19 protein-coding genes are annotated in these 22,777 nt (G+C 63.0%); 12 read left to right on the forward strand and 7 right to left on the reverse strand.

Annotated features, from left to right (window positions below):
• Positions 1-24 precede the first annotated feature (24 nt).
• Positions 25-297, reverse strand: a complete 273-nt coding sequence (gene bufA2, locus DWU99_RS12070; protein ID WP_115478312.1) for a BufA2 family periplasmic bufferin-type metallophore — start codon at positions 295-297, stop codon at positions 25-27.
• Between the two features lie 284 nt (positions 298-581).
• Between bufA2 and DWU99_RS12075 the strand changes: the two genes are divergently transcribed.
• On the forward strand, positions 582-1,043 hold the full coding sequence (locus DWU99_RS12075) for a DoxX family protein (RefSeq protein WP_233511079.1): 462 nt from the start codon (positions 582-584) through the stop codon (positions 1,041-1,043).
• Here DWU99_RS12075 and DWU99_RS12080 read toward each other — a convergent pair whose 3' ends face one another.
• The 6 genes from DWU99_RS12080 to trxA form a co-directional block, all read right to left on the reverse strand.
• Entirely contained in the window at positions 1,044-1,685 is a 642-nt protein-coding gene (locus DWU99_RS12080) for a LysE/ArgO family amino acid transporter (RefSeq protein ID WP_425476816.1), read from the reverse strand.
• Positions 1,679-3,046: a glutamate--cysteine ligase gene (locus tag DWU99_RS12085; protein WP_115478315.1), complete on the reverse strand. Its 1,368-nt coding sequence runs from the start codon at positions 3,044-3,046 to the stop codon at positions 1,679-1,681. The genes DWU99_RS12080 and DWU99_RS12085 overlap by 7 nt, the downstream gene beginning before the upstream one ends.
• A 211-nt stretch (positions 3,047-3,257) precedes the next feature.
• A complete protein-coding gene (locus DWU99_RS12090; RefSeq protein WP_115478316.1) occupies positions 3,258-4,757 on the reverse strand; it encodes a sensor histidine kinase in 1,500 nt (499 codons plus the stop codon).
• Positions 4,758-4,773: 16 nt separating this feature from the next.
• A complete protein-coding gene (locus DWU99_RS12095) occupies positions 4,774-5,439 on the reverse strand; it encodes a response regulator (protein WP_115478317.1) in 666 nt (221 codons plus the stop codon).
• A 206-nt stretch (positions 5,440-5,645) separates the two neighbouring features.
• On the reverse strand, positions 5,646-7,406 hold the full coding sequence (gene rho, locus DWU99_RS12100) for a transcription termination factor Rho (protein WP_115478318.1): 1,761 nt from the start codon (positions 7,404-7,406) through the stop codon (positions 5,646-5,648).
• 154 nt (positions 7,407-7,560) lie between these two features.
• Positions 7,561-7,887, reverse strand: coding sequence for a thioredoxin TrxA (gene trxA, locus DWU99_RS12105; RefSeq protein WP_115478319.1), 327 nt, complete (start codon positions 7,885-7,887; stop codon positions 7,561-7,563).
• Positions 7,888-8,257: 370 nt separating this feature from the next.
• On the opposite strand from trxA, the gene DWU99_RS12110 reads away from it, so the two are divergent.
• From DWU99_RS12110 to DWU99_RS12160, 11 genes are all read left to right on the forward strand, one after another.
• Positions 8,258-9,922, forward strand: a complete 1,665-nt coding sequence (locus DWU99_RS12110) for a DEAD/DEAH box helicase (protein WP_115478320.1) — start codon at positions 8,258-8,260, stop codon at positions 9,920-9,922.
• A gap of 115 nt (positions 9,923-10,037) precedes the next feature.
• Positions 10,038-10,715, forward strand: coding sequence for a cell division ATP-binding protein FtsE (gene ftsE, locus DWU99_RS12115; protein WP_115478321.1), 678 nt, complete (start codon positions 10,038-10,040; stop codon positions 10,713-10,715).
• Positions 10,712-11,677, forward strand: coding sequence for a permease-like cell division protein FtsX (gene ftsX / locus DWU99_RS12120; protein ID WP_115478322.1), 966 nt, complete (start codon positions 10,712-10,714; stop codon positions 11,675-11,677). Before ftsE ends, ftsX begins: the two co-directional genes overlap by 4 nt.
• A gap of 136 nt (positions 11,678-11,813) precedes the next feature.
• Entirely contained in the window at positions 11,814-12,656 is an 843-nt protein-coding gene (locus tag DWU99_RS12125; RefSeq protein WP_115478510.1) for a response regulator, read from the forward strand.
• Complete coding sequence (ung, locus tag DWU99_RS12130; protein WP_115478323.1) at positions 12,653-13,369, forward strand: uracil-DNA glycosylase; 717 nt, start codon at positions 12,653-12,655, stop codon at positions 13,367-13,369. The genes DWU99_RS12125 and ung overlap by 4 nt, the downstream gene beginning before the upstream one ends.
• Before the next feature lie 178 nt (positions 13,370-13,547).
• Entirely contained in the window at positions 13,548-14,405 is an 858-nt protein-coding gene (gene rpoH, locus DWU99_RS12135) for an RNA polymerase sigma factor RpoH (protein WP_115478324.1), read from the forward strand.
• A gap of 88 nt (positions 14,406-14,493) precedes the next feature.
• Positions 14,494-15,168 carry a response regulator transcription factor gene (locus DWU99_RS12140; protein WP_115478325.1) on the forward strand — a complete coding sequence of 225 codons (675 nt, stop codon included), beginning with the start codon at positions 14,494-14,496 and terminating at the stop codon, positions 15,166-15,168.
• Positions 15,161-16,609, forward strand: a complete 1,449-nt coding sequence (locus DWU99_RS12145) for a sensor histidine kinase (protein WP_115478326.1) — start codon at positions 15,161-15,163, stop codon at positions 16,607-16,609. Before DWU99_RS12140 ends, DWU99_RS12145 begins: the two co-directional genes overlap by 8 nt.
• A 98-nt stretch (positions 16,610-16,707) precedes the next feature.
• On the forward strand, positions 16,708-19,944 hold the full coding sequence (locus DWU99_RS12150) for an efflux RND transporter permease subunit (RefSeq protein ID WP_115478327.1): 3,237 nt from the start codon (positions 16,708-16,710) through the stop codon (positions 19,942-19,944).
• The gene (locus DWU99_RS12155; protein WP_115478328.1) at positions 19,934-21,136 is read left to right on the forward strand and encodes an efflux RND transporter periplasmic adaptor subunit; all 1,203 of its coding nucleotides are present in this window, start codon (positions 19,934-19,936) and stop codon (positions 21,134-21,136) included. The genes DWU99_RS12150 and DWU99_RS12155 overlap by 11 nt, the downstream gene beginning before the upstream one ends.
• Complete coding sequence (locus DWU99_RS12160; RefSeq protein ID WP_199535784.1) at positions 21,129-22,604, forward strand: efflux transporter outer membrane subunit; 1,476 nt, start codon at positions 21,129-21,131, stop codon at positions 22,602-22,604. The genes DWU99_RS12155 and DWU99_RS12160 overlap by 8 nt, the downstream gene beginning before the upstream one ends.
• Positions 22,605-22,777: the final 173 nt, after the last annotated feature.

The raw sequence follows: 22,777 nt of genomic DNA on the forward strand, positions 1-22,777 counted from the left end.
CGCGCGGCGCATCCGCCGATGGCATCACTTCTTTACAGCGGCCTGCGCGGCTTCGCAGTCGGCCTGGGTCTTCTGCATGGTGAAGCCCTGACCCTTGCACGCGTTCTGGCCCTTGCAGGAGTTGGTGGCCTGCTTGCATGCACCCTGGCCCTTGCAGGACGAGGAGTTCACGCACTTGACCATGGCCTGATCGCCAGCAGGCGCGCTGCCTACCGGGGTGGCGGACACGGCGGCGGCGGCGAACAGACCGGCCACCATCACGGCCATGGCGCTGGCATTGACTGTCTTGATGTTCATGATTCTGGCTCCGTAAAAAGTTTGTGTTCGCCGCGTCGCGGCGTTGGGGATGTCTCGTCCGCTTCCACAGGTGTAGCCTGCATGGCTGGGCTCGACAGGGGCATTGTGTTGCTCCGGCTCGTCCATGGCTGCGCCCGCGCATCCTGCTTTTATGCCCGATCGTCTGGTTTGCGTTCGAGGTCCTCATCTCCGGATCCAGGGGTAGAAAGGCTGGACGTTCGAACATGGTGGGCATGGCAGGGCGCACGCATGATGCGCTCAAATCACCGAAGGGAACATGTGCAATGCGTCATTACATCGCGACAAAAGCCTCCCAGGCGCTGCAGGTGCTACATGCCGGGCGTTGGCTGGGACCGCTGGTGGTGCGGCTGGTGTTCGGCTATTTCTGGCTGGAAACCGGCATCGCCAAAGTACATAACCTGGAAGGTTTTACCCAGCGCTTCGTGGGCTGGGGCATTCCACACCCGGCCTTCAGCGCGGCCTTGTCGGCATGGACGGAACTCATCGGCGGCCTCTTGCTGATGCTGGGCCTGTTCACGCGTCTGGTGAGCATTCCCATGATCATCAACATGATAGTGGCCGTGACGCTGGTGGTGTCGAGCAACCTGATGGGATTGGACGATTACGTGGAGGCCGACGAAGTGGTCTACACGCTGATCTTCTTCTGGTTCCTGATGGCCGGCCCGGGCAAGGTCAGCCTGGATACGCTGGTCGCGCGCTGGCTTGGCATTCGTACGCAGGATTGATCAGCGCACAAGGAAGGACAGCAGCAGCTTGATGGCGATCGTCCACATTACCACGGCGATCAGCACATCCAGCACACGCCACGCCATCGGTTTGCGAAAGACCGGTGCCAGCAGACGTGCTCCGAATGCCAGCGAAAAGAACCAGATGAACGATGACGTGGCCGCGCCGACCGCAAACAATGTGCGCGGCCCAAGCGCTGGCCATGCCGATGCGAGACTGCCGATCAACAGGACCGTGTCGAGATAGACATGCGGGTTGAGCCAGGTGAATCCGGCGCATGTGGCGATGACGCGCCACATGCTGCCGGCATCGCTGTGCGTGTCGGCGGTCAATGCATGTGGATGCAAGGCGCGGCGAAATGCCTGCACGCCATACCACACCAACACGAGCGCACCGACACAGGCGATGAGTGCCAGCAGATGCGGATGCTGTCCCACGGCGATGCCCAGTCCGCCTACGCCTGCTGCAATCAGTAGGGCATCGGAAAGTGCGCAGAACAGCGCCACCGGAAATCGGTGCACCTGCAACAGACCTTGACGCAGGACGAACGCGTTCTGTGCGCCGATGGCGACAATGAGCGAAGCGCCGAGCAACAACCCGGAGAGGAAGGGTGCGTGTGCCGACGCGGCCGCGATCAATATGCGAATTCCTTGAACACCGGGTCGACGCTGCCGTGCCACGCGCCGTGGAACAGTTCGAGCTTGCGTTCGGCCGGCGTCTGGTTGGCTTCGACGATCTCGATCAGCGGTTCCAGGAACATGCTTTCATCCGCGCCATGGCGGTTGAGGCGATGGCGTCGCTTCAGGCCGTGCGTGGCGATGCGCAGCGTTTCCCGTGCCAGCTCGCGCACGGTGCCCTGGCGGAAGGGCAACTTCAATCCGTACTTGGGCACGCCGTCACGCAGCGCGTGACGCTCCTCGCGGGTGAAATCCTTGACCAGATCCCACGCCGACTGCAGCGCGTCGTCGTCGTAAAGCAGGCCTACCCACAAGGCGGGCAGGGCGCACAGGCGATTCCAGGGGCCGCCATCGGCGCCGCGCATTTCCAGGTACTGCTTGAGGCGCACTTCGGGAAAGGCGGTGGTGAGGTGATCGGCCCAGTCTTTCATCGTGGCGCGCGTGCCGGGCAGCGCGTCGAGCGTGCCTGTCATGAAGCGCTTGAAGTCCTGGCCGGCGAGATCGATGTAGCGACCGTCCTGATAGCTGAAGTACATCGGCACATCGAGGATGTAATCCACGTAGCGCTCGTAGCCGAAGCCGTCCTCGAAGACGAAATCGAGCATGCCGGTGCGGTCCGCGTCGGTATCGGTCCATACATGCGAACGATACGAGAGGTAACCGTTGGGCTTGCCTTCGGTGAACGGCGAATCGGCAAACAGTGCGGTCGCGATCGGCTGCAGCGCGAGGCTGGTGCGGAACTTGCGCACCATGTCGCTTTCGCTGCCGAAATCCAGGTTCACCTGCACGGTGCAGGTGCGCGTCATCATGTCCAGGCCGAGCGAACCGACCTTGGGCATGTACTCGCGCATGATCTTGTAGCGGCCCTTGGGCATCCACGGCATATCGCCGCGCGCCCACTTGGGCTGAAAACCCATGCCCAGAAAGCCGAGGCCGAGGCCATCGGCCACGGAACGCACTTCTTCCAGATGTGTGTTCACTTCGCCACACGTCTGGTGGATGTTCTCCAGCGGTGCGCCGGAAAGCTCCAGCTGACCGGCCGGCTCCAGCGTGATGTTGGCCTTGTCGCGGATCAGCGCCACCGGGGTCTCGCCTTCACGGGCGATTTCCCAGCCATAACGCGAGGCGATGCCTTCGAGCAGAGCACGAATGCCGCGGTCGCCTTCGAAGGTGGGTGGGCGCAGATCGTCCGTGCGAAAGCCGAATTTCTCGTGTTCGGTGCCGATGCGCCAGGCATCGCGCGGCTTCTCGCCCGCAGCCACGTAGTCGATCAGCTGCTGACGACCGTGAATGGGGGTGCTCTTGACGGCACTGGGTATGGACACGGGGTGAGCCTCACGGGGTTGGCCTCCGACTATGGAGGCGCTATCCCGCCACGAAAAGGGGGGAAGTGAAAAAAATTGTACGTGACAGTACAGCTACAACGATGTCCGTGTAGCTGGACGTCAAAACGAGCCCTCGGCCTCTTCAAGCGGCCAGGAACTGCGCCCTAACCGTTGCACAATGGTACGGATTCAACGTGATGTGAAGATGACCTCAGGCACGGGACGGGAACGTTATCCGCATGCGCGCGCCGCTTCCCTCATGCGCATCCAGGATGTCGAAACCGGCGCGATGGCTGCGCGCGATTTCCTCGACGATGGCCAGGCCCAGGCCGCTACTTTGTCCATCGCTGCCCGCGGCGCGATAGAAGCGCTCCCGTACGCGCTCGCGCTCGGCGTGCGGGATACCGGGTCCGCTGTCTTCCACTTCCAGATAGGGCGAGCCGCTGTTCACCCCGCAGCGCACGGTGATATTGCCGCCATCCGGCGTGTGGCGGATGGCGTTGTCGAGCAGGTTGATCAGCAGTTCGTGCAGCAGCCAGTACACGCCGTGCACCTGCACCGGTTTGCATTCGGCGCCCAGGTCGATATCGTGCGCGAGGGCACGATCCAGCATGGCGCCGACCACGGCACCAATCAGCACATCGAGTTGGATGGCCACAAAATCGCCGGGGCTGTGCGCCGACGGTTCGGCACGTGCCAACGCAAGCAGCTGATTGGCTGTATGGGCGAGGCGGTCGACGCTGCCTTGCAGGCGATTGATGCGCTCGTGTTGCGTTTTGTCCTGTGTTTCGCTTGCCAGCACTTCCAACTGCGCTTTCAGTCCCGTAAGCGGCGTGCGCAATTGATGTGCGGCATTGGTGAGGAAGTGCTGTTGCGCCAGCGTCGAGTCACGCACAGTCACCAGCAAGGTATTGAGCGATTCCACCAACGGTCGCACTTCGCTGGGCACCGGTTCCAGTGGCAGCGGCTGCAGCGACTGCGGCTGGCGCCGCATGATCTGATCGCGCAACCGATGTATCGGCCGCAGTGCCACGGTAATGCCGAACAAGCAGACGCCCAGCACCAGCAAGAGCTGGATGCCATCGCTGAGGCCGATGACGGTGTCCAATCGGCGCACGACCACGTCGCGCCGGTGCACGGTTTCGCCCACGGTGACGACCACCGGGGTATCGCCAACGGTCGTGTGATAGCTGGCGACGCGCAAGGTGACGTGCTTGTAGAGCGCGTCGCTGTAGGCCATGTTGTCGACCGGGGTGCCTGCAGCGGCGGGCAGACCTTCGTCGCCAGCCAGCGTTTGGCCGTCTGGAAGGCTTACGCGAAACAGGAAATTGTCTCGTCCACCCGGATACAGATGCATCCACGGCACCGCCCTGTCTTCCAGATCGAAGCGCATCGAGGACGGGTGGTGTGGAGCGATGCCCGGATCCGCAGGCTGCCGCACGGGCCGCGGGCCGGGAGGTTGCATCGGGCTTAGGCCTGACTCGGGCCTTTCCACATAAAGCTGCCCGTCGGGCGCCTGCTGAACGTGCGCGGCGATAGCTATCGCCGCGCGCGAGAGCGCGCGATCGAAAGCCTCGTACATCGGCGTCACGTAGGTGCGGTGATCCGCCCAGATGCTGATGACCAGCAATAAAACCAGCGGCAGCAGCAAGTAGCCGAGCAATCGGCCTCGGACGCTGAGGGCGCGATGCAGATTGGCTCGGGTAGACATGCGCTACTTACGCGACTCAGGCGTCGTCTAGGCGATAGCCCAGTCCGCGAATGCCGCGCACGGTGGCGGCATCGCCCAGCTTCGCGCGCAGGCGCGAAACGTGGACTTCGATCGCATTGCCCGAAATCTCTTCGTCCCAGCTCACGATGGCCTGGATCAGGCGCTCCTTGCTCACCACGCGACCGCTATGGTGGGCCAGGCATTCCAGGATCGACCATTCGCGACGGGTAAGTTCGAGCACGCGGCCGGTGTCGTCGATGGCACGGCGTCCGGCAAGATCGATGCGTAGACGTCCCACCACCATTTCGTTGGCGGTAGCGGCGGTGGCGCGGCGAATCAGGGCGCGGCACCGCGCGGCCAGTTCGGGTAGCGCGAAGGGTTTCACCAGGTAATCGTCAGCGCCAAGGTCGAGCGCGTTGACGCGATCGTCCAGTCCATCGCGGGCGGTCACGATCAGCAATGGGAGCGAGCTGCCGTCGCGGCGCAAACGGCGCACCAGCGTAAAACCGTCTTCGCCGGGAAGGCCCAGATCGACAATGGCCAGATCGTAGTGAGTCGTGTCCAGGCGCCCTTGAACGGATTCGGCGTCGCCGACGGCGTCGACTACATAACCGGCCGTAGCAAGGCCACGAACGATGGCGTCGGATACCAGGGGATCGTCTTCGACTAACAGGATTCGCATACGACTTGATGACTGGGAAGTCGCAAGATCGTAGCAGCTAATACAGCGTTAGATGCCCGATTTTCTAGCGGGGATGGCTGAAATCGGTATGCGAAATCCTGCCGCAAGGCTGGGCGGCGCCTGAACGCGGCATGGCGGCCATCGCCGACGCACCCAACGAAAAGGCCGCCCTGGGGCGGCCTTTTCAAACATCGCTGGCGTGTCGATCAGCGCTTCATCGAGTTGAAGAACTCGTCGTTGGACTTGGTGTTCTTCATCTTGTCGAGCATGAATTCCATCGCAGCCAGTTCATCCATCGGATGCAGCAGCTTGCGCAGAATCCAGATCTTGGCGAGCAGGTCCGGTTCGATCAGCAAGTCTTCGCGGCGCGTGCCGGAGCGGTTGATGTCGATGGCCGGATACACGCGCTTCTCGGAGATGCGGCGAGACAGGTGCACTTCCATGTTGCCGGTGCCCTTGAACTCTTCGTAGATCACCTCGTCCATCTTGCTGCCGGTGTCGATCAGTGCGGTAGCGATGATGGTGAGCGAGCCGCCCTCTTCCACGTTGCGCGCGGCGCCGAAGAAGCGCTTCGGACGCTGCAGTGCGTTCGCATCCACACCGCCCGTGAGTACCTTGCCGGAGCTCGGCACCACGGTGTTGTAGGCGCGGGCGAGGCGCGTGATCGAATCGAGCAGGATCACCACATCCTTCTTGTGCTCGACCAGGCGCTTGGCGCGTTCGATCACCATTTCGGCGACCTGCACGTGACGCACGGCCGGTTCGTCGAAGGTGGAGCTGATCACTTCGGCGCGCACGGTACGCGCGATTTCAGTCACTTCTTCCGGACGTTCGTCGATCAACAGCATGATCAGGTGAACGTCGGGATGGTTGTACGAAATCGCCTGCGCGACGTTCTGCAGCATCATCGTCTTACCGGATTTCGGCTGCGACACGATGAGGCCGCGCTGGCCGCGACCGACCGGTGCGACGAGGTCGAGGATGCGCCCGGTGATGTCTTCCGTCGAACCGTTGCCGCGCTCGAGCTTGAACGCCTTGCGCGGGAACAGAGGCGTAAGGTTCTCGAACAGCATCTTGTTCTTCGATGCTTCCGGCGGATCGCCGTTGATGTCGTCGACCTTCAGCATCGCGAAGTAGCGTTCGCCTTCCTTCGGATGACGCACGCGTCCGGTGATGTAGTCGCCGGTGCGCAAGTTGAAGCGACGGATCTGGCTGGGCGAGACGTAGATGTCGTCGGGACCGGCGAGGTAGGACTCATCGGCCGAACGCAGGAAGCCGAAACCGTCCTGCAGGATTTCCAGCACGCCTTCGGCCCAGATGCCGCCGCCGGAGCGCGCATGCGCCTTGAGGATGTTGAAGATCACATCCTGGCGACGCTGGCGCGCGACGCCTTCCTGGATGCCGAGCGACTCGGCGAACTCGAGCAGCTGGACCGGATTCTTGCGCTTCAGTTCGGTGAGATTGATGACGCGATCGTTGCTGCCGATATCGGCGTTCTCGTCATCCGCCGGCAAACCATGCGGATTGCGCGGCTGGCCGCCACCTGGCTGCTGCGGCCGATTGCCGCGCTCGTGGCGACGGCGGCGATTGCGGTCGTTGCGATCCATACGGCGGTCGTTGCCGCCCGGGCCCTGGTTGGGCTGACCTTGATTCTGCGGAGACTGGCCGTTGTTCGGCTGGCCGCCCTGATTGCTTTCACGGGCTTCCTGGCCTTCCTGGCCGTTGCCGTAACGCAACGTTTCCTGGGCCGGCGCGGAGGCGGGCGGCTCGCTGCGGGAGTCGGCCGAAGCGGCCGGACGCTCATAGGCAGGGGCCGGAGCGGGTGCGGTGGGCCGCTCGCTCTGAACGCTGGCGTTGGCCTCGGCGGCTGCGGCGGATCGTCGCGGCGAACGGGTACGGGTTTCACTCACGGGCTTGGTATCGGCGCTGATGGCGTCGGACGAATCTTTGCTTTCTATATCGGACACGGGCAAACCTCACGGGGCGCCGTTAGTGACAGGAGGGAAGACGAGCGTCGCGCGGAACGCGCGAGGGGGCAGGGCCGCCCCAACTAAGGAAGGAATCTAGCACTCGCTGCGCGGCCTCGTAAAGGGCGTGCGCAGCGAGGTCAGGCGGCGATGTTCAGATCGCCTTGTCGATCATCTGGACCAATTGGCCCTTGCTGACGGCGCCGATCTGGGTGGCTTCCACCTTGCCGTTCTTGAACACCATCAGGGTCGGAATGCCGCGCACGCCGTAGGCGCGGGGGGTCTTCTGGTTGTGGTCGATGTTCAGCTTGACCACGCGCAGCTTGCCTTCGTACTGCTTGGCGAGATCTTCCAGGGCGGGGGCGATGGCCTTGCACGGGCCGCACCATTCGGCCCAGAAGTCCAGCAGGACGGGGGTATCGGACTTCAGCACTTCCTGGTCGAAGGCGTCGTCGCTCACATGACTGATAAGTTCGCTCACCGTGGGTCTCCGAGGTAGGCGGGGTAAGGGGTTAAGGACCGGGTGCCGATCATCAGCTACACTATTAGGAGTGCCTATGAGGCGCGGGTCGATCCGGGATGAAGCAGTGCCGTTGCGGCAGGGCTCCATTCCAGCGTAAGTCGGGACGCGATTCAAGCGATTCAAGGGCACCAGCGACCTGCCTGGCTGGCATAGGCGAGACGGCTTCACGAGCCGTTTTGCCTATGCCAGCGGGGCGCAAGTCGGCTGTTCTCAACGATTTCGGCGCCGCCGTCGAGCGCGCCGCCGCCCTCCACCTGTCCCAAAGTTGCCAGACTGACTGCGGGACCGGTCCGATGCCCCAGCGTTGGTCCGTACCAGACTCCCCTTCATGTCCCAAACTGTCCTAACTGAAACCTTTTTCACCCAATTCGATTTACATCCGCTGCTGCAGAAAGGCCTCGACGAGGCCGGCTTCACGCGCTGCACGCCCATTCAGGCACTGACCCTGCCGGTCGCCCTGACCGGCCGCGACGTCGCCGGGCAGGCGCAGACCGGTACCGGCAAGACCTGCGCCTTCCTGGTCGCCCTGATGAATCGCCTGCTCACTCAGCCGGCGGTGGCGGAACGCAAGGATTCTGATCCGCGCGCGCTGGTGATCGCACCGACCCGCGAGCTGGCGATCCAGATCGAAAAGGATGCCAAGAACATCGGCCGCTACAGCGGCCTGCGCACCGCGCTGATCTACGGCGGCGTCGACTACGACAAGCAGCGCCAGCAGCTGAAGGATGGCTGCGACATCATCATCGCCACGCCGGGCCGGCTGCTCGATTACTACAAGCAGAATGTTTTCGGCTTCAACGGCGTCGAAGTGATGGTGGTCGACGAAGCCGATCGCATGTTCGACCTCGGCTTCATCAAGGACGTGCGCTTCATCTTCCGCCGCCTGCCGGCGCGCGAGCAGCGCCAGGTGCTGCTGTTCTCCGCCACGCTCTCGCATCGCGTGCTCGAACTCGCGTACGAGCACATGCACAACGCCGAGAAGCTGGTGGTGGAAACCGACAACGTCACCGCCGATCGCGTGCGCCAGCTCGTCTACTTCCCCGCCAAGGAAGAAAAGATGCCGCTGCTGCTCAATCTGCTGGATCAGACCAAGGCCGAGCGCAGCATCATTTTCGTCAATACCAAGGCGGCGGCCGAGAAAATCACCGATCGCGTGAAGCGCCAGGGTTATCGCGTGGGCGCGCTGTCCGGCGACGTGCCGCAGCTCAAGCGCCAGAAGCTGCTGCAGCGTTTCCAGGACGGTCAGCTCGAGGTCCTTGTGTGCACGGACGTCGCCGCGCGCGGTCTGCATATCCCGGCGGTCAGCCACGTGTTCAACTACGACCTGCCGCAGGACGCCGAAGACTACGTACACCGCATCGGCCGTACCGCGCGCCTCGGTGCCGAAGGCGATGCGATCAGCTTTGCCTGCGATCTGTACGCGATGTCCTTGCCGGATATCGAGGAATACATCAGCCAGAAGATCCCGGTGGCGACCATCGCCCCGGAGATGCTGGTGATGCCGCAGCCCAAGCAGGTCGATGCGCAGTACGCGGCCGATGCCGCAGCCGACAGCGCGGCGTTCGGCGACAAGGTGACGCCGCGCGACGATGCGAAGAAATCCACGCGTGGTCCGCGTCGCAGCGGCGGGCGTGGCGGCGAACGTTCGGGTGCTTCCTCGGAACGTCGCCGCGAAGATCGTCCGCGCAAACCGCGCGATCAGGAGGCGAGTGTCGTCAAGAGCGAAGCGCAGTCATCGCCTGCACCGTCCGCGGCGCCGCAGGGCGATGTTGCCGGCGAAGGCAAGCGTCGTCGGCGTCGCGGTGGCCGTGGTCGCAGTCGTTCGGGTGCCGCTCCAGGTGCCGAGGCTGCTGCCAACCATGCTGCGGCGGCGACCAATGGCAATCGTCCATCGCGACAGGTGGTCGCGCAGACGCCGTCCACGGGCGAGCACGTCGCATCGAAAAAGCAGGGTTTCTTCCGTCGCCTGGCGCGACTGTTCACCGGCCGCTGAACCGCCGTCGCGTCGCCACGGGAATTTGTGGCGACGCGCTGAGCAAATACGCGCATATCGCCCATGCTTCCCTTATCCTTGCCGCCATCGACAAGGGTTAAGGACGGGGAACGCGGTGATCCGCTTCGACCAGGTCAGCAAGCGCTACGAAGGCGGCCATGAGGCGCTTTCACAACTCACGTTCGAAGTCGCCAAGGGCGAGATGGCGTTCGTCACCGGCCATTCCGGCGCCGGCAAGAGCACGCTGCTCAAATTGCTGGCGCTGATCGAGCGTCCTTCGCACGGACACATCAGCCTCGATGGGCACAGCCTGGCGAAGATCGGACGGAGCGGCATTCCCAAGTTGCGCCGCAGCCTGGGCATGGTGTTCCAGGATCATCGCCTGCTGATGGATCGCACGGTGTTCGCGAACGTCGAACTGCCGCTCGTGATCGGTGGCATTGCGCCGCTCGAACGCGGCCGGCGCGTGCGCGCCGCGCTGGAAAAAGTGGGGTTGCTCGACTACGAACGCCAGCTTCCCGTATCGCTTTCCACCGGCGAGCAACAGCGCGTGGGCATTGCGCGCGCCATCGTCGCCAAGCCCAACGTGCTGATCGCCGATGAGCCCACCGGCAATCTCGATCCGCAGCTGGCGGTCGAAATCATGGGCCTGTTCGCCGAATTCCAGCAGGTCGGCACCACCGTGCTGATCGCCAGCCACGATCTGCCCTTGATCAAGCGCATGAAGAAACGCGTGGTCGTGCTCGACCATGGGCGCCTGGTAGCCGATGTGGCGGCGGAGGAAGTGCTATGAGCGCACCGACCGACGTCCAGGCTCCGGTGCGCAGCGAGCGCAGCCATCGCCGTCCCTTTTCAAGCTGGCGCGAGCATCACGGCTGGAGCGCCGGAGCCAGTCTGCGCCGCCTTGCATCCAGGCCGGTGGGAAGCTTGCTCACGATCGCGGTGATGGGGCTCGCGTTGGCGCTGCCGCTGACCTTCTACCTGCTGCTCTCCAACGTGCAATCGCTGGGCGACGCGCTGGGCCGCAACCAGGTCATCAATGTCTTCCTGAAAACGGATCAGGTCGCCGGCAACGCGCAGATGCTGGCCAAGCAGGTGCAGCAGCACGACGGTGTTGCCAACGTCACGCTGAAAACACCCGGGCAAGGCATGGACGAGCTGAGCAAGATGCAGGGCTTCTCCGATTCGCTGCATGCGCTCGACAACAACCCGCTGCCGTACGTGCTCGAAGTGCAGCCGCAGGACGGAATCTCCGCCGACGCGGCGTCGCATCTGGTCGACGACCTGCGCAACATGCAGGGCGTCGACGTGGTGCAGGACAGCGGCACATGGCGACAGCGATTGGATGCCCTGCTCGGCGTGGGCGATCGCGCCGTGATGATTCTCGCGGGGTTATTCGCGCTCGCGGTTCTGCTGGTGGTGGGCAATACGGTGCGCGTGGACATCACCAGCCGCGCCGAGGAAATCGGTGTCCTCAAGCTGATCGGGGCCAGCCGCGCTTTCGTGCGCAGGCCTTATCTCTACGCGGGCATCTGGTACGGCCTGTTCAGCGGCATCCTCGCGGTTGGCTTGGCGCTGCTGATCGAATTCGCCCTGGTCGAGCCGGTGGAGCACCTCAGTCAGGTTTACGAAGGGAAGATCCGCGTGGGCGGCCTGCCGCCGTGGCTGCTGCTGGCCGTGCCGGTCGCCTCGGCCTTGCTGGGGTGGCTGGGGGCACGGTTGGTCAGCGCCTGGCAATTGCGCCGCGCCGCGTAAGGGGACTTGGCGGGTGGTGAAGTCGTTCGCAACCATTCGTCATCCATCTGGGGCAAGATGGTTGGAACGGGCGCAGGGGGCACCCGTCGACTCATGAGCACGGAAGCCATGTTTGACCGGGATGGTGGGATTTTTGATGACTGCAAGCATCAGCAGCCGCGACCTCAGCACTTCACCGCGAGTACTGGTGGTGGATGGCTCAAAGGTTGTCCGACAGCTGATCACGCGCGTCCTGCAGGCCGAGCTGCCGCAGGCTGAAGTGGTCGGATGCAGTACGGGCGCCGAAGCGCAGCAGCTGCTTCAGGCTGGCGTGTTCGATTTCATTACGATCGCCTTGCGCCTGCCCGACATGGACGGCCTGGAATTGGCGCGTTACGTGCGCGAATCCGCGCCGCAGATCTATGTGCCTATCGTGGTGGTGTCGGGTGACGTGGACGATCGCCTGCATCGCCGCGCCCTGGGCGAACACGTCACGGATTACTTCGACAAATCGCTGGGCTTCCAGGCGCTGGCGGAATTCATCCGCGGCTATGTGCGGCCGGAAAGCATGGCCGACGGCGTGGTGCTGTATGTCGAAGACAGCCGCGTAGTCGCGCTGGCGACGCGCCGCATGCTGGAAAAAATCGGCCTTACCGTGCGCCACGTCGTGAGTGTGGAAGATGCACTCGCGTTGCTTGAAACCGAGCGCATGCAGGGCGCCGTGGGCGTGGATCTCGTGCTTACCGACGTAAGCCTCAAAGGCGAGCTTACCGGTGGCGATCTGCTCAAATTCATCCGTACCGACTTCGGCTACGGCAAGGGCAAGCTGCCGGTGCTGGTGATGACGGGCGATGAAAATCCCGACAATCAGGCGGCGTTGATCCGCGCCGGCGCCAACGACCTGGTCGAGAAACCCGTCGAAGAACGTTTGCTCGTGACCAAATTGCTGTTTCAATTGCGTGTGGCGCAACACCTGCGCGCACGCGAAAACATCACATGACCGACGAAGAGCGCATCAAGCTCGAACCTTCCTGGAAAGAACGCATCGGTAGTTATCTGCAACGTCCCGAGATGCGTACGCTGTCGGAGTTTCTTCGTGCGGAGAAACACGCCGGCAAGGTGGTCTACCCGCCGGGGCCGGAGATCTTCAATGCCTTTGCGCACACGCCGTTCGAGTCGGTGCGCGTGGTGATCCTCGGGCAGGACCCCTATCACGGTCCTGGACAGGCGCACGGCCTGTGCTTTTCTGTACGACCGGGTGTGCAGCCGCCGCCATCGCTCATCAACATCTTCAAGGAAATCGAGCGCGACCTCGGCATCGCCCCGCCGGACCATGGCTGCTTGACGCCGTGGGCGGACCGTGGGGTGCTTCTGCTCAACGCGGTACTCACCGTGGAACGCAGCCTGGCCGCCTCCCATCAGTGCAAGGGCTGGGAAGGATTCACCGACGCCGCCATCGATGCTCTCAACCGGGAGCGGGAGGGGCTGGTGTTCATGCTGTGGGGGTCGTATGCCCAGCGCAAAGGCCAGCTGATCGACACCCGCCGCCATGCGGTCCTTAAGGCGGTTCATCCCTCGCCGCTCTCGGCGCATCGGGGATTTATCGGCTGTGGCCATTTTTCGGCGGCCAACCGCTACCTCCAGGCGAATGGTCAGGAGCCGCTGGATTGGTCGCTTCCGCCCCGGGCCCAGCTCGACGGTGCGGCGATTTGAGGCCGTTCATCTCCCTAAAGTCATGCTTGAAACCCGGTTCCCTGGCTACCACCCGGAGTGGACAAGGCCGACCCATTCGTGTACTATTCGGTACATAAAAGGCGCCGGAACTTGCCGGTGCCTTTAGCACTCCAAGTACCCGAGTGCTAAGCTGATCCCCTATTTTGTGGAGGTTCCAATGTCCCAAGCCTTGGCGACGGTCAATCTGCCGGTTCCCAGCGTTGTCGGCAGCCTGGATGCCTATATCTCGGCGGTCCACCGGATCCCCGTGCTCAGTCAGGAAGAAGAGCAGAACCTGTCGCGTCGTTATCAGGAGGGCGAAGATCTCGACTCCGCCCGCAAGCTGGTGATGTCGCATCTGCGTTTCGTGGTCCACGTGGCCCGCGGCTACAACGGCTACGGCCTGCAGCTGGCCGACCTCATCCAGGAAGGCAACATCGGCCTGATGAAGGCCGTGAAGCGTTTCGATCCCGACCAGGGCGTGCGCCTGGTGAGTTTCGCCGTGCACTGGATTCGCGCGGAAATGCACGAGTTCATCCTGCGCAACTGGCGCATCGTGAAGGTGGCCACCACCAAGGCGCAGCGCAAGCTGTTCTTCAACCTGCGCAAGAGCAAGAAGCGCCTGGGCTGGATGAACGCCGAAGAAGTGCGCGTGGTCGCCAAGGACCTTGGCGTGCCGGAAGCCACCGTGCGCGAGATGGAATCGCGCCTGTCCGGGCGAGATATCGGCTTCGAAGCCCCGGCCGATGCGGATGAAGATGCCAAGCCGGCACCGGAAGCCTTCCTGATCGACGAAGGCGCCGATCCGTACGACAACGTGTCCGATGCCGACCAGTCCGACAACCAGCTGGAAACGCTGTCGGCGGCACTGCAGAAGCTCGACCAGCGTTCCCGCGACATCATCCAGCGGCGCTGGCTCGACGAAGACAAGGCCACGCTGCAGGATCTGGCCGATGAGTACGGCGTTTCGGCCGAGCGCATCCGTCAGGTCGAAGCCAACGCCATGAAGAAGATGCGCGGCCTGTTCGCAGCCTGAAGTCGCGCTGACACGCCATGTAGGACGGCCTCCCTCGCGGAGGCCGTTTTGTGTTTAAGTCCCGCGTGGATTCCCGCCCGGACGGCGCATGCCCCACATCCTGGTCATCGAAGACGACGAAATCACCGCGCGCGAAATCGTGCTGGAGCTGGCTGCGCACGGCATCAGCGCGGACCGCGTGCACGATGGCCTGCAGGGTTTGCAGCGCGCCCAGGAGCCGCATTACGACGCGATCACGCTGGACCTCATGTTGCCCGGCATGGACGGACTGGCCTTGGTCAAGCAACTGCGCGAGCACGGCATCACCACGCCGGTGTTGATGATCAGCGCCCTCGGCGACGTGGATGAACGCGTACGCGGCCTGCGCGCGGGCGGCGACGACTACCTCACCAAACCGTTCGCGCCCGATGAAATGGCCGCACGCATCGAAGTGCTGCTGCGCCGCCATCGACAGGAACAACCCGCGCAGACCAAGCTGCGCGTGGCCGATCTCGAACTGGACATGATCACGCGCACGGCACGCCGCGGCGGTCGCGAACTGACTTTGCTGCCAACCGAATATCGTCTGCTGGAATTTCTGATGCGCTATCCGGGTCAGGTGCTGACGCGCGCGATGATTTTTGAAAGCGTGTGGGGGCTGCGTTTCGATCCGGGCACCAACCTCATCGATGTGCACATCGCACGATTGCGCCGCAAGGTCGACAACGACAGCGAGCCCTCGCTGATTCGCACGATGCGCGGCTCGGGGTATCGCCTTGGCTAGCACGGGAAACAAGAGCCTTTCGATCCACTGGCGCGCGACAACGTCGCGCCTGCTGCTTGCCTACGGCGTGTTCTTCGTCATCTGGGGCACGGTGCTGCTGGGTTTCATCTACTGGGAGACCTTGCATTACCTGGAGAACCGCACGGATCTGCAGCTCAAGCAGCAGATCGGTTATCTGCAGAGCTTGAACGAGGATCACATGCTGGTGGCCTTGAACGATTACGTCGTTCTCGAAGAAACCAACTACAACGCGTGGGGTTTGTTCGACCCGCAAGGCAAATGGCTCTATGGCGACATCCTGCAGATGCCCGAAGGCGTCAAGGCCGATCTGGTGACCGTGCGGTTGCCGACCGAAAAAGTGGTGAGCGGGCCATTCGCGCCACAGACGCCTACGCTTTCGGTCATTGCGACGCGCCTGAAGAACGGTCAGGTGCTGGTGCTGGCACATACCACGCGCATCGCGGCGCACGTGGGCAGCATCATTCTGCACGCGCTGTGGTGGGGCTTCTCGTTTACGCTTGTGCCGGGTCTTCTCGGCGGCCTGATTCTCAACCTTGCGCCACGTCGGCGCATCCGGCAGATCGAATCGGCGACACGTCCGATCATGCAGGGCGATCTGCACCGGCGTTTGCCGGTGAGTCGCCGCGACGACGAAGTGGATCGCCTGGCCGCCATCGTCAACGACATGCTCGATCAGATCGAGCGCCTGATGGGCGAAGTGAAAGGCGTTTGCGACAACATCGCGCACGACATGCGCACGCCGCTCACCCGGCTGCGTTCGCAGTTGTATCGCGTCCAGCAGCAGATGCGGGAAGACGATCCACATGCGTCGCTGATCGAACAGTGCGTGAGCGATATCGACGAAGTGCTCGGACGATTCCGCGCGCTGCTGCGCATCTCCGAACTGGAAGACCGGCGCCGGCGCGAGGGATTCGTTGCTGTCGACCTAGGCGAGACGCTGCAACATGTCTACGAGCTCTACGCGCCGCTGGCCGAAGATCAGCAACTGCAATTCGAGCTCGCGGCTGAGCCCGATTTGATCGTCCAGGCGGACCCGGATCTGCTGTTCGAAGCGGTAGGCAACCTGGTCAGCAACGCCATCAAGTTCACCCCGTCGGGTGGCCGCGTCTCGCTCAGCGCGATACGTGCCGATCCGGAGTTGGCGCATATCGAAGTGACCGACAGCGGTCCGGGCATTCCGGAGGAGCAGCGCCATGCGGTCTGGCAGCGCTTCTATCGCGGCGATGCCAGCCGCGAAGCCCTTGCCACGGCGGGGCATGGCCTGGGATTGAGCATCGTCGCGGCCATCGCGAAGCTGCACGACTTCGAAGTGCAGATCGAAGGCGATCGCACGGGCACCCGCATGGTGGTGGTATGCCGCCTCAGCCCTCGCATTTCCGGGGAAGACGTACCGCGTGCCTCGGTTCCCGGGGCGGTTTAGCAGGGTTTCATTAAACAATCTTCATGCCGACGAAAGGTGTTGCGGCGCGGCAATCCAGATAATAGGCGCCATTGTAGACGTCCGCTGGAAGCAACCATATGTTGGGTCTGGTACGCATCGCACTCGCGCGCCCCTACACGTTCGTAGTCCTTGCGCTGTTCATCCTGATCGTTGGTCCGCTGGCCGCGCTGCGCACGCCCACCGACATCTTCCCGAACATCGGCATTCCGGTGATCAGCGTGGTGTGGACGTACAACGGCCTGTCGCCGGATGCGATGTCCGGCCGCGTGATCTACTACTACGAGCGCTCGCTCACCTCGACGGTGAGCGATATCGAGCACATCGAATCGCAATCGTTGCCGGGCATCGGCGTGGTGAAGATCTTCTTCCAGCCGGGCGTGGATATCCGCACGGCGACGGCGCAGGTGACGTCGATCTCGCAGACGGTGCTCAAGCAGATGCCGCCGGGCATCACGCCGCCGCAGATCATCAACTACAACGCTTCGACCGTGCCGATCCTGCAGATGGCACTGTCCAGCAGCAAGCTCTCAGAGCAGAAGATTCTGGACGTCGCGCAGAACTTCATACGTCCGATGCTGGTATCGGTGGCGGGTGTGTCGATTCCCTCGCCGTATGGCGGCAAGAATCGCGAAGTGATGCTCGATCTCGATCCGCAGGCGCTCGCGGCGAAAGGCTTGTCCGCGCAGGACGTAAGCAATGCCTTGGCAGCGCAGAACCAGATCGTGCCGGTGGGTACGATCAAGATCGGCCACGACGAGTACACCGTCAACCTCAATGACAGCCCCGAGGCCATCGAGCAGCTGAACAATCTGCCGATCAAGACCGTCAACGGCGCCACCATCACCATCGGTCAGGTGGCGCACGTGCGCGACGGTTCGCCGCCGCAGCAGAACGTGGTGCGTGTGGACGGCCATCGCGCGGTATTGATGTCGTTCCTGAAAGGCGGCGACGTATCGACACTGGCTGTCGTGGCGGGCATCAAAAAGCTGCTGCCGCTCGCGGAAGAAACATTGCCGTCATCGTTGAAGCTGAAACTGATGGGCGATCAATCCGTGTTCGTGCGCGCCGCGATCGCTTCGGTGGCGCGCGAAGGCATCATTGCTGCGTTGCTGACTTCCGTGATGATCCTTGTATTCCTTGGCAGCTGGCGCTCCACCGTCATCATCGCCGTATCGATTCCCCTGGCCGTGCTTTCTGCCATCGCCTTGCTTGCTGCATTCGGCCAGACACTCAACGTGATGACGCTGGGTGGCCTGGCGCTGGCGGTGGGTATCCTGGTGGACGACGCCACCGTGACGATCGAAAACGTCAACTGGCATCTCGAGCAAGGCAAGGATGTCCATACGGCCATCATGGATGGCGCCAAGCAGATCGTGACGCCGGCATTCGTCTCGCTGTTGTGCATCTGTATCGTGTTCGTGCCGATGTTCCTGCTGCAAGGCATCGCGGGCTTCCTGTTCCGGCCGATGGCGCTCGCGGTGATCTTTGCCATGGTGTCGTCGTTCGTGCTGTCGCGCACGCTGGTGCCGACCATGGCGATGTATCTGCTCAAGCCGCACGTGATGGAGGAGGGGCCGGGCGATCACCCGGAAGATCCGTACATCAATCACCATGAAGGCGACCAGCACCCGAGCATGAAACGCAGCGTCGTGCGCCAGGCCCTGGTGTCGTTCCAGCGCGGTTTCGAGCACCGCTTCTCCAGAATTCGCGATACCTACTACGGCATGCTTTCGCTGGCCCTGGATAACCGTCGCCCGTTCATACTCGGCTTTCTCGGTGTCGTGATCGTGTCGTTCGTGCTGGTGCCGTTCCTGGGACGCGACTTCTTCCCGACCGTCGATGCAGGTGCGATTGCCATCCATGTGCGTGCGCCGATCGGTACGCGTATCGAAGATACCGCCGCGGAGTTCGATCACGTCGAAGCGGCGATCCGCAACGTCATTCCGCCGGACCAGCTGGACAACATCATCGACAACATCGGCCTGCCGTTGAGCGGTACGAACATGGTGTACAGCAACACCGGCACCATCGGTGCGCAGGACGGCGACATCCAGGTGCTGCTCAAGCCCGATCACGCGCCTGCCGACGAATTCGTGAGGAAGCTGCGCGAAGTATTGCCGCGTCAGTTTCCAGGCACCACGTTCGCCTTCCTGCCGGCGGACATGGCGAGCCAGATTCTCAACTTCGGTGCGCCGGCGCCGCTGGACGTGAAGGTGTCCGGGCGCAATTTCGCCGAGAACGAAGCCTATGCCATCGCGCTGATGCGCAAGATGCGCGGCATTCCCGGCATAGCCGATGTCCGCCTGCAGCAGTCGACCAGTGCGCCGCAGTTGAACGTCGACGTGGATCGCGTGCGTGCGGACGAACTCGGCGTCACCGAGCGCGACGTCACCAACAGCATGGTCAGCACGCTGGCCGGCAGCTCGCAGGTGGCGCCGACGTTCTGGCTCAATCCGGCCAACGGCGTATCGTATGCCATCGTCGCGCAAACGCCGCAGTATCGCGTGGATTCGATGGCTGAACTGGACAGCATGCCGATCACCGCCTCGGGTACCGGCGCGCAGCAGATTCTCAGTGCGCTAGCCAAGGTAAAGCGCACCTCCACGCCGGCGGTGGTAACCCACTACAACATCGCGCCGTCGTTCGATATCTATGCGGCTACGCAAGGGCGCGATCTCGGTTCGGTGGCGAGCGACATCCAGCATGTGCTCGATCAGGCCGCGAAAGATCGCCCGAAGGGTTCCACAGTCGGCCTTTTCGGCCAGGTGACGGCGATGAATACGGCGTTCTCGGGACTCCTGTTCGGTCTGCTGGGCGCGATCGTGCTGATCTACATGCTGATTGTCGTGAACTTCCAGTCGTGGCTGGACCCGTTCGTGATCATCACCGCGTTGCCGGCTGCGTTGGCGGGCATCGTGTGGATGTTGTTCGTCACACATACCACCTTGTCGGTACCCGCACTCACCGGCGCGATCATGTGCATGGGCGTGGCGACGGCCAACTCGATTCTGGTGGTGAGTTTTGCGCGCGAGCGTCTTTCCGAGCATGGTGACGCCATGAAGGCTGCGCTGGAAGCCGGCTTCACGCGCTTTCGTCCGGTGTGCATGACGGCGCTGGCGATGATCATCGGCATGCTGCCGATGGCGATAACGCATGAGCAGAACGCGCCGCTGGGCCGCGCGGTGATCGGTGGCCTGCTGTTTGCCACCTGCGCCACGCTTTTGTTCGTGCCAGTGGTGTTCAGCCTTGTGCACGGCCGTGAACAGCACGCTACCGAATTGAATTCGATTCCGGGACTTCCCCATGTCGCATAATCCTGCTCCCGTACAAGTCGCGCAAAAACCGCCGCATCTCAAAGCCGTCGGCATCGGCGGCGCGGTGATTGCGGCGCTCGCCGTGGTTCTTGGTCTGGGCATCCGTTTTCACGAACATCACGAGCTGGTGCAGTGGACGGACGCGCAGTTGATTCCCAGTGTGCGGCTCGCGCCTTCCGTGGATCCTGCCAAAGACCATGCCATCACCTTGCCCGGCCACCTCGATGCCTGGTACAGCGCGCCGATTCATGCCCGCGTGAGCGGTTATGTGAAAGCCTGGTACAAGGACATCGGCGACAAGGTGAAGGCTGGCGATGTGCTGGCCATCATCGACACGCCCGAGCTGGATCAGCAGTTGGAGCAGGCGAAAGCCGTGCTCGCCAAGGCGCAAGCCGACGCGAACCTCGCCAACATCACGTCAAAGCGCTGGCAGCATCTGCTCACCTCCGATTCCGTGTCCAAGCAGGAAGCCGACGAGAAAAGCGGTGAGGCCGCCGCGGCGCAAGCGTCGGTGCTTGCCGCGAAAGCCGACGTCGATCGCCTGGATGCGCTGGAAACGTTCAAGAAAATCGTGGCGCCGTTCGACGGCGTGGTGACGGCGCGTCGCACCGACGTGGGAGATCTGATCACCGCCAACAACGAAAGCGGCCCGGAACTTTTCACCGTTGCCGATACCAACCGCATGCGTCTGTATGTACCGGTGCCGGAGGTGAATGCGGACAGCATCAAGCCCGGCATGAAGGTGACACTGAGTGTGCCGGAGCTTCCCGGTCGCACCTTCGATGCCACGCTGCTCGGCAGCTCGGATGCGATCAACCAGAACTCCGGCAGCCTGCTTGCACAGTTCGTCGCCGACAACAGCAAAAGCGAGCTCAAGCCAGGCGATTATGCCGACGTGCAACTCGTCCTGCCGCTGGACCAGCATATGGTCAGCGTACCGGCGAGCGCATTGATTTTCCGCGCGCATGGACCGCAGGTGGCCGTGCTAGGCCCGGATGGACGCGCTCATCTGCACGACGTGCATGTCGCCATCGATCTGGGCGCGACATTGCAGATCAACCAGGGACTCAGCTCCGCCGATCGGGTGATCGAGAACCCGCCCGATTCGCTGATGGACGGTGACAAGGTGCGCGTGGAGACGGACACAGACCAGAATCTGGCCGCGCAAGATACGGAGAGAAGCAGTGATTAACCGTCTGGTCGCCGCGCTGGGTGTGACGCTGGTACTCGGCGGATGCTCGCTCGCGCCGACGTATCACACGCCGACGCTGCCGCCGATGCCGGCGAGCTTCAAGGAAGGCGACACCGCTTGGAAGGTTGCTGCGCCGCTGGATCAGGCGTCGCGCGGAAACTGGTGGTCGGTCTATAGCGACAGCACCTTGAGCCAGTTGGAAACAAAGCTCGACGCCGACAATCCCAGTCTTGCCGCCGCGTTGGCAAGGTATGACGAGGCGCGCGCCTACGAGAGTCAGCTCAGCAGCGGGCTGTTTCCGCAACTCGGTGCCGTGGCCGATCCGACGCGGGCGCGCCAGTCGAATAATCGTCCGCTGCGCGGCAGCAACGAGCCGAACGAATACAACGCCGATACGGTTGGCGTCCAGGCCAGTTACGACATCGACCTGTGGGGTCGCATTCGCAACGAAGTCGGTCAGGGTCATGCGCTGTCGCAGGCGTCACAGGCCGATCTCGCGTCTGCAAAGCTGAGTCTGGAAGCGCGGCTTGCCGAAGACTATGTGCGTTTGCGTGGTTACGACATCCAGGTGCAAATCCTGCAGGGCGCTTTGAAGGCCTACCAGTATGCGCTGCAGCTGACGGAGAACCGCCACAATGGCGGCGTGGCGTCGGGTCTGGATGTATCGCGCGCGCAGACTCAGCTTGACGACGCGCAGGCGCAGGTCACCGATGTCACCGCGCAACGCGCGCTTACGGAGCATGCCATTGCGAGCCTGGTGGGCGTGCCGGCATCGAGCTTCGCGATCGCGCCCGAGCAGGATCTGTTGCAAGTACCGGTCACACCGGTTGGCGTACCTTCCACGCTGCTTGAGCGTCGCCCGGATATCGCTGCGGCGGAACGTCGCGTGTACGCGGCCAACGCGGGTATCGGCGTGGCACGTGCGGCCTTTTTTCCCGACTTGAGCCTGTCGGGCGCCTTTGGTTTCCAGAGCACAGGCATGGGCAGCCTGCTCTCCATCGGCAACCGCTTCTGGGCGCTGGGACCGTTGGCCACGCTGGATATTTTCGATGGCGGCCTGCGCCGCGCCAAATTGCGCGAGGCGCATGCGGAATTCGCCGAGGCGTCCGCCGACTACCGTCAGGTCGTGCTCGACGCATTTCGCCAGGTCGAAGACGATCTGGCCCTGCTGCAACAACTCGGCATCGAGGCGAAGCAGGAAGACCAGGCCTTCGCAGCCGCGCAGCAAACCCTGGCGATCGCCACCAATCGCTATCGCGAAGGCATCGTCAATTACCTCGACGTGGTGACGGCGCAGACCGCTGCGCTGTCGTCCCAACGCAATGCCGAAACCATTCGCACACGCCGGCTGCAGGCCAGCGTGGATCTGATTCGTGCACTCGGCGGGGGCTGGACGCGTGACGCGGCGGGCATCGACATCACCGCCACTGCCAAGGTCAACGAACCGCAAAAGGCCGACGCGCGCTAGACAATGCGGCGGCCAGCCCTGATTCCCTTCCACGCGAAGGGTGACGGGTGTTGCTCGTGCGTCACTGTCGTCTGCTTTGGGTTGTTTCCGCGCTGCACGTTCGGCATGTTGATCCATCGTGCTACCCATGACCGAGTGAAAGCGTACCCGTAGCGCCCGATTGCGCGATACTC

It is taken from the genome of Dyella psychrodurans (genome assembly GCF_003363265.1).
GTDB lineage: Bacteria > Pseudomonadota > Gammaproteobacteria > Xanthomonadales > Rhodanobacteraceae > Dyella_B > Dyella_B psychrodurans.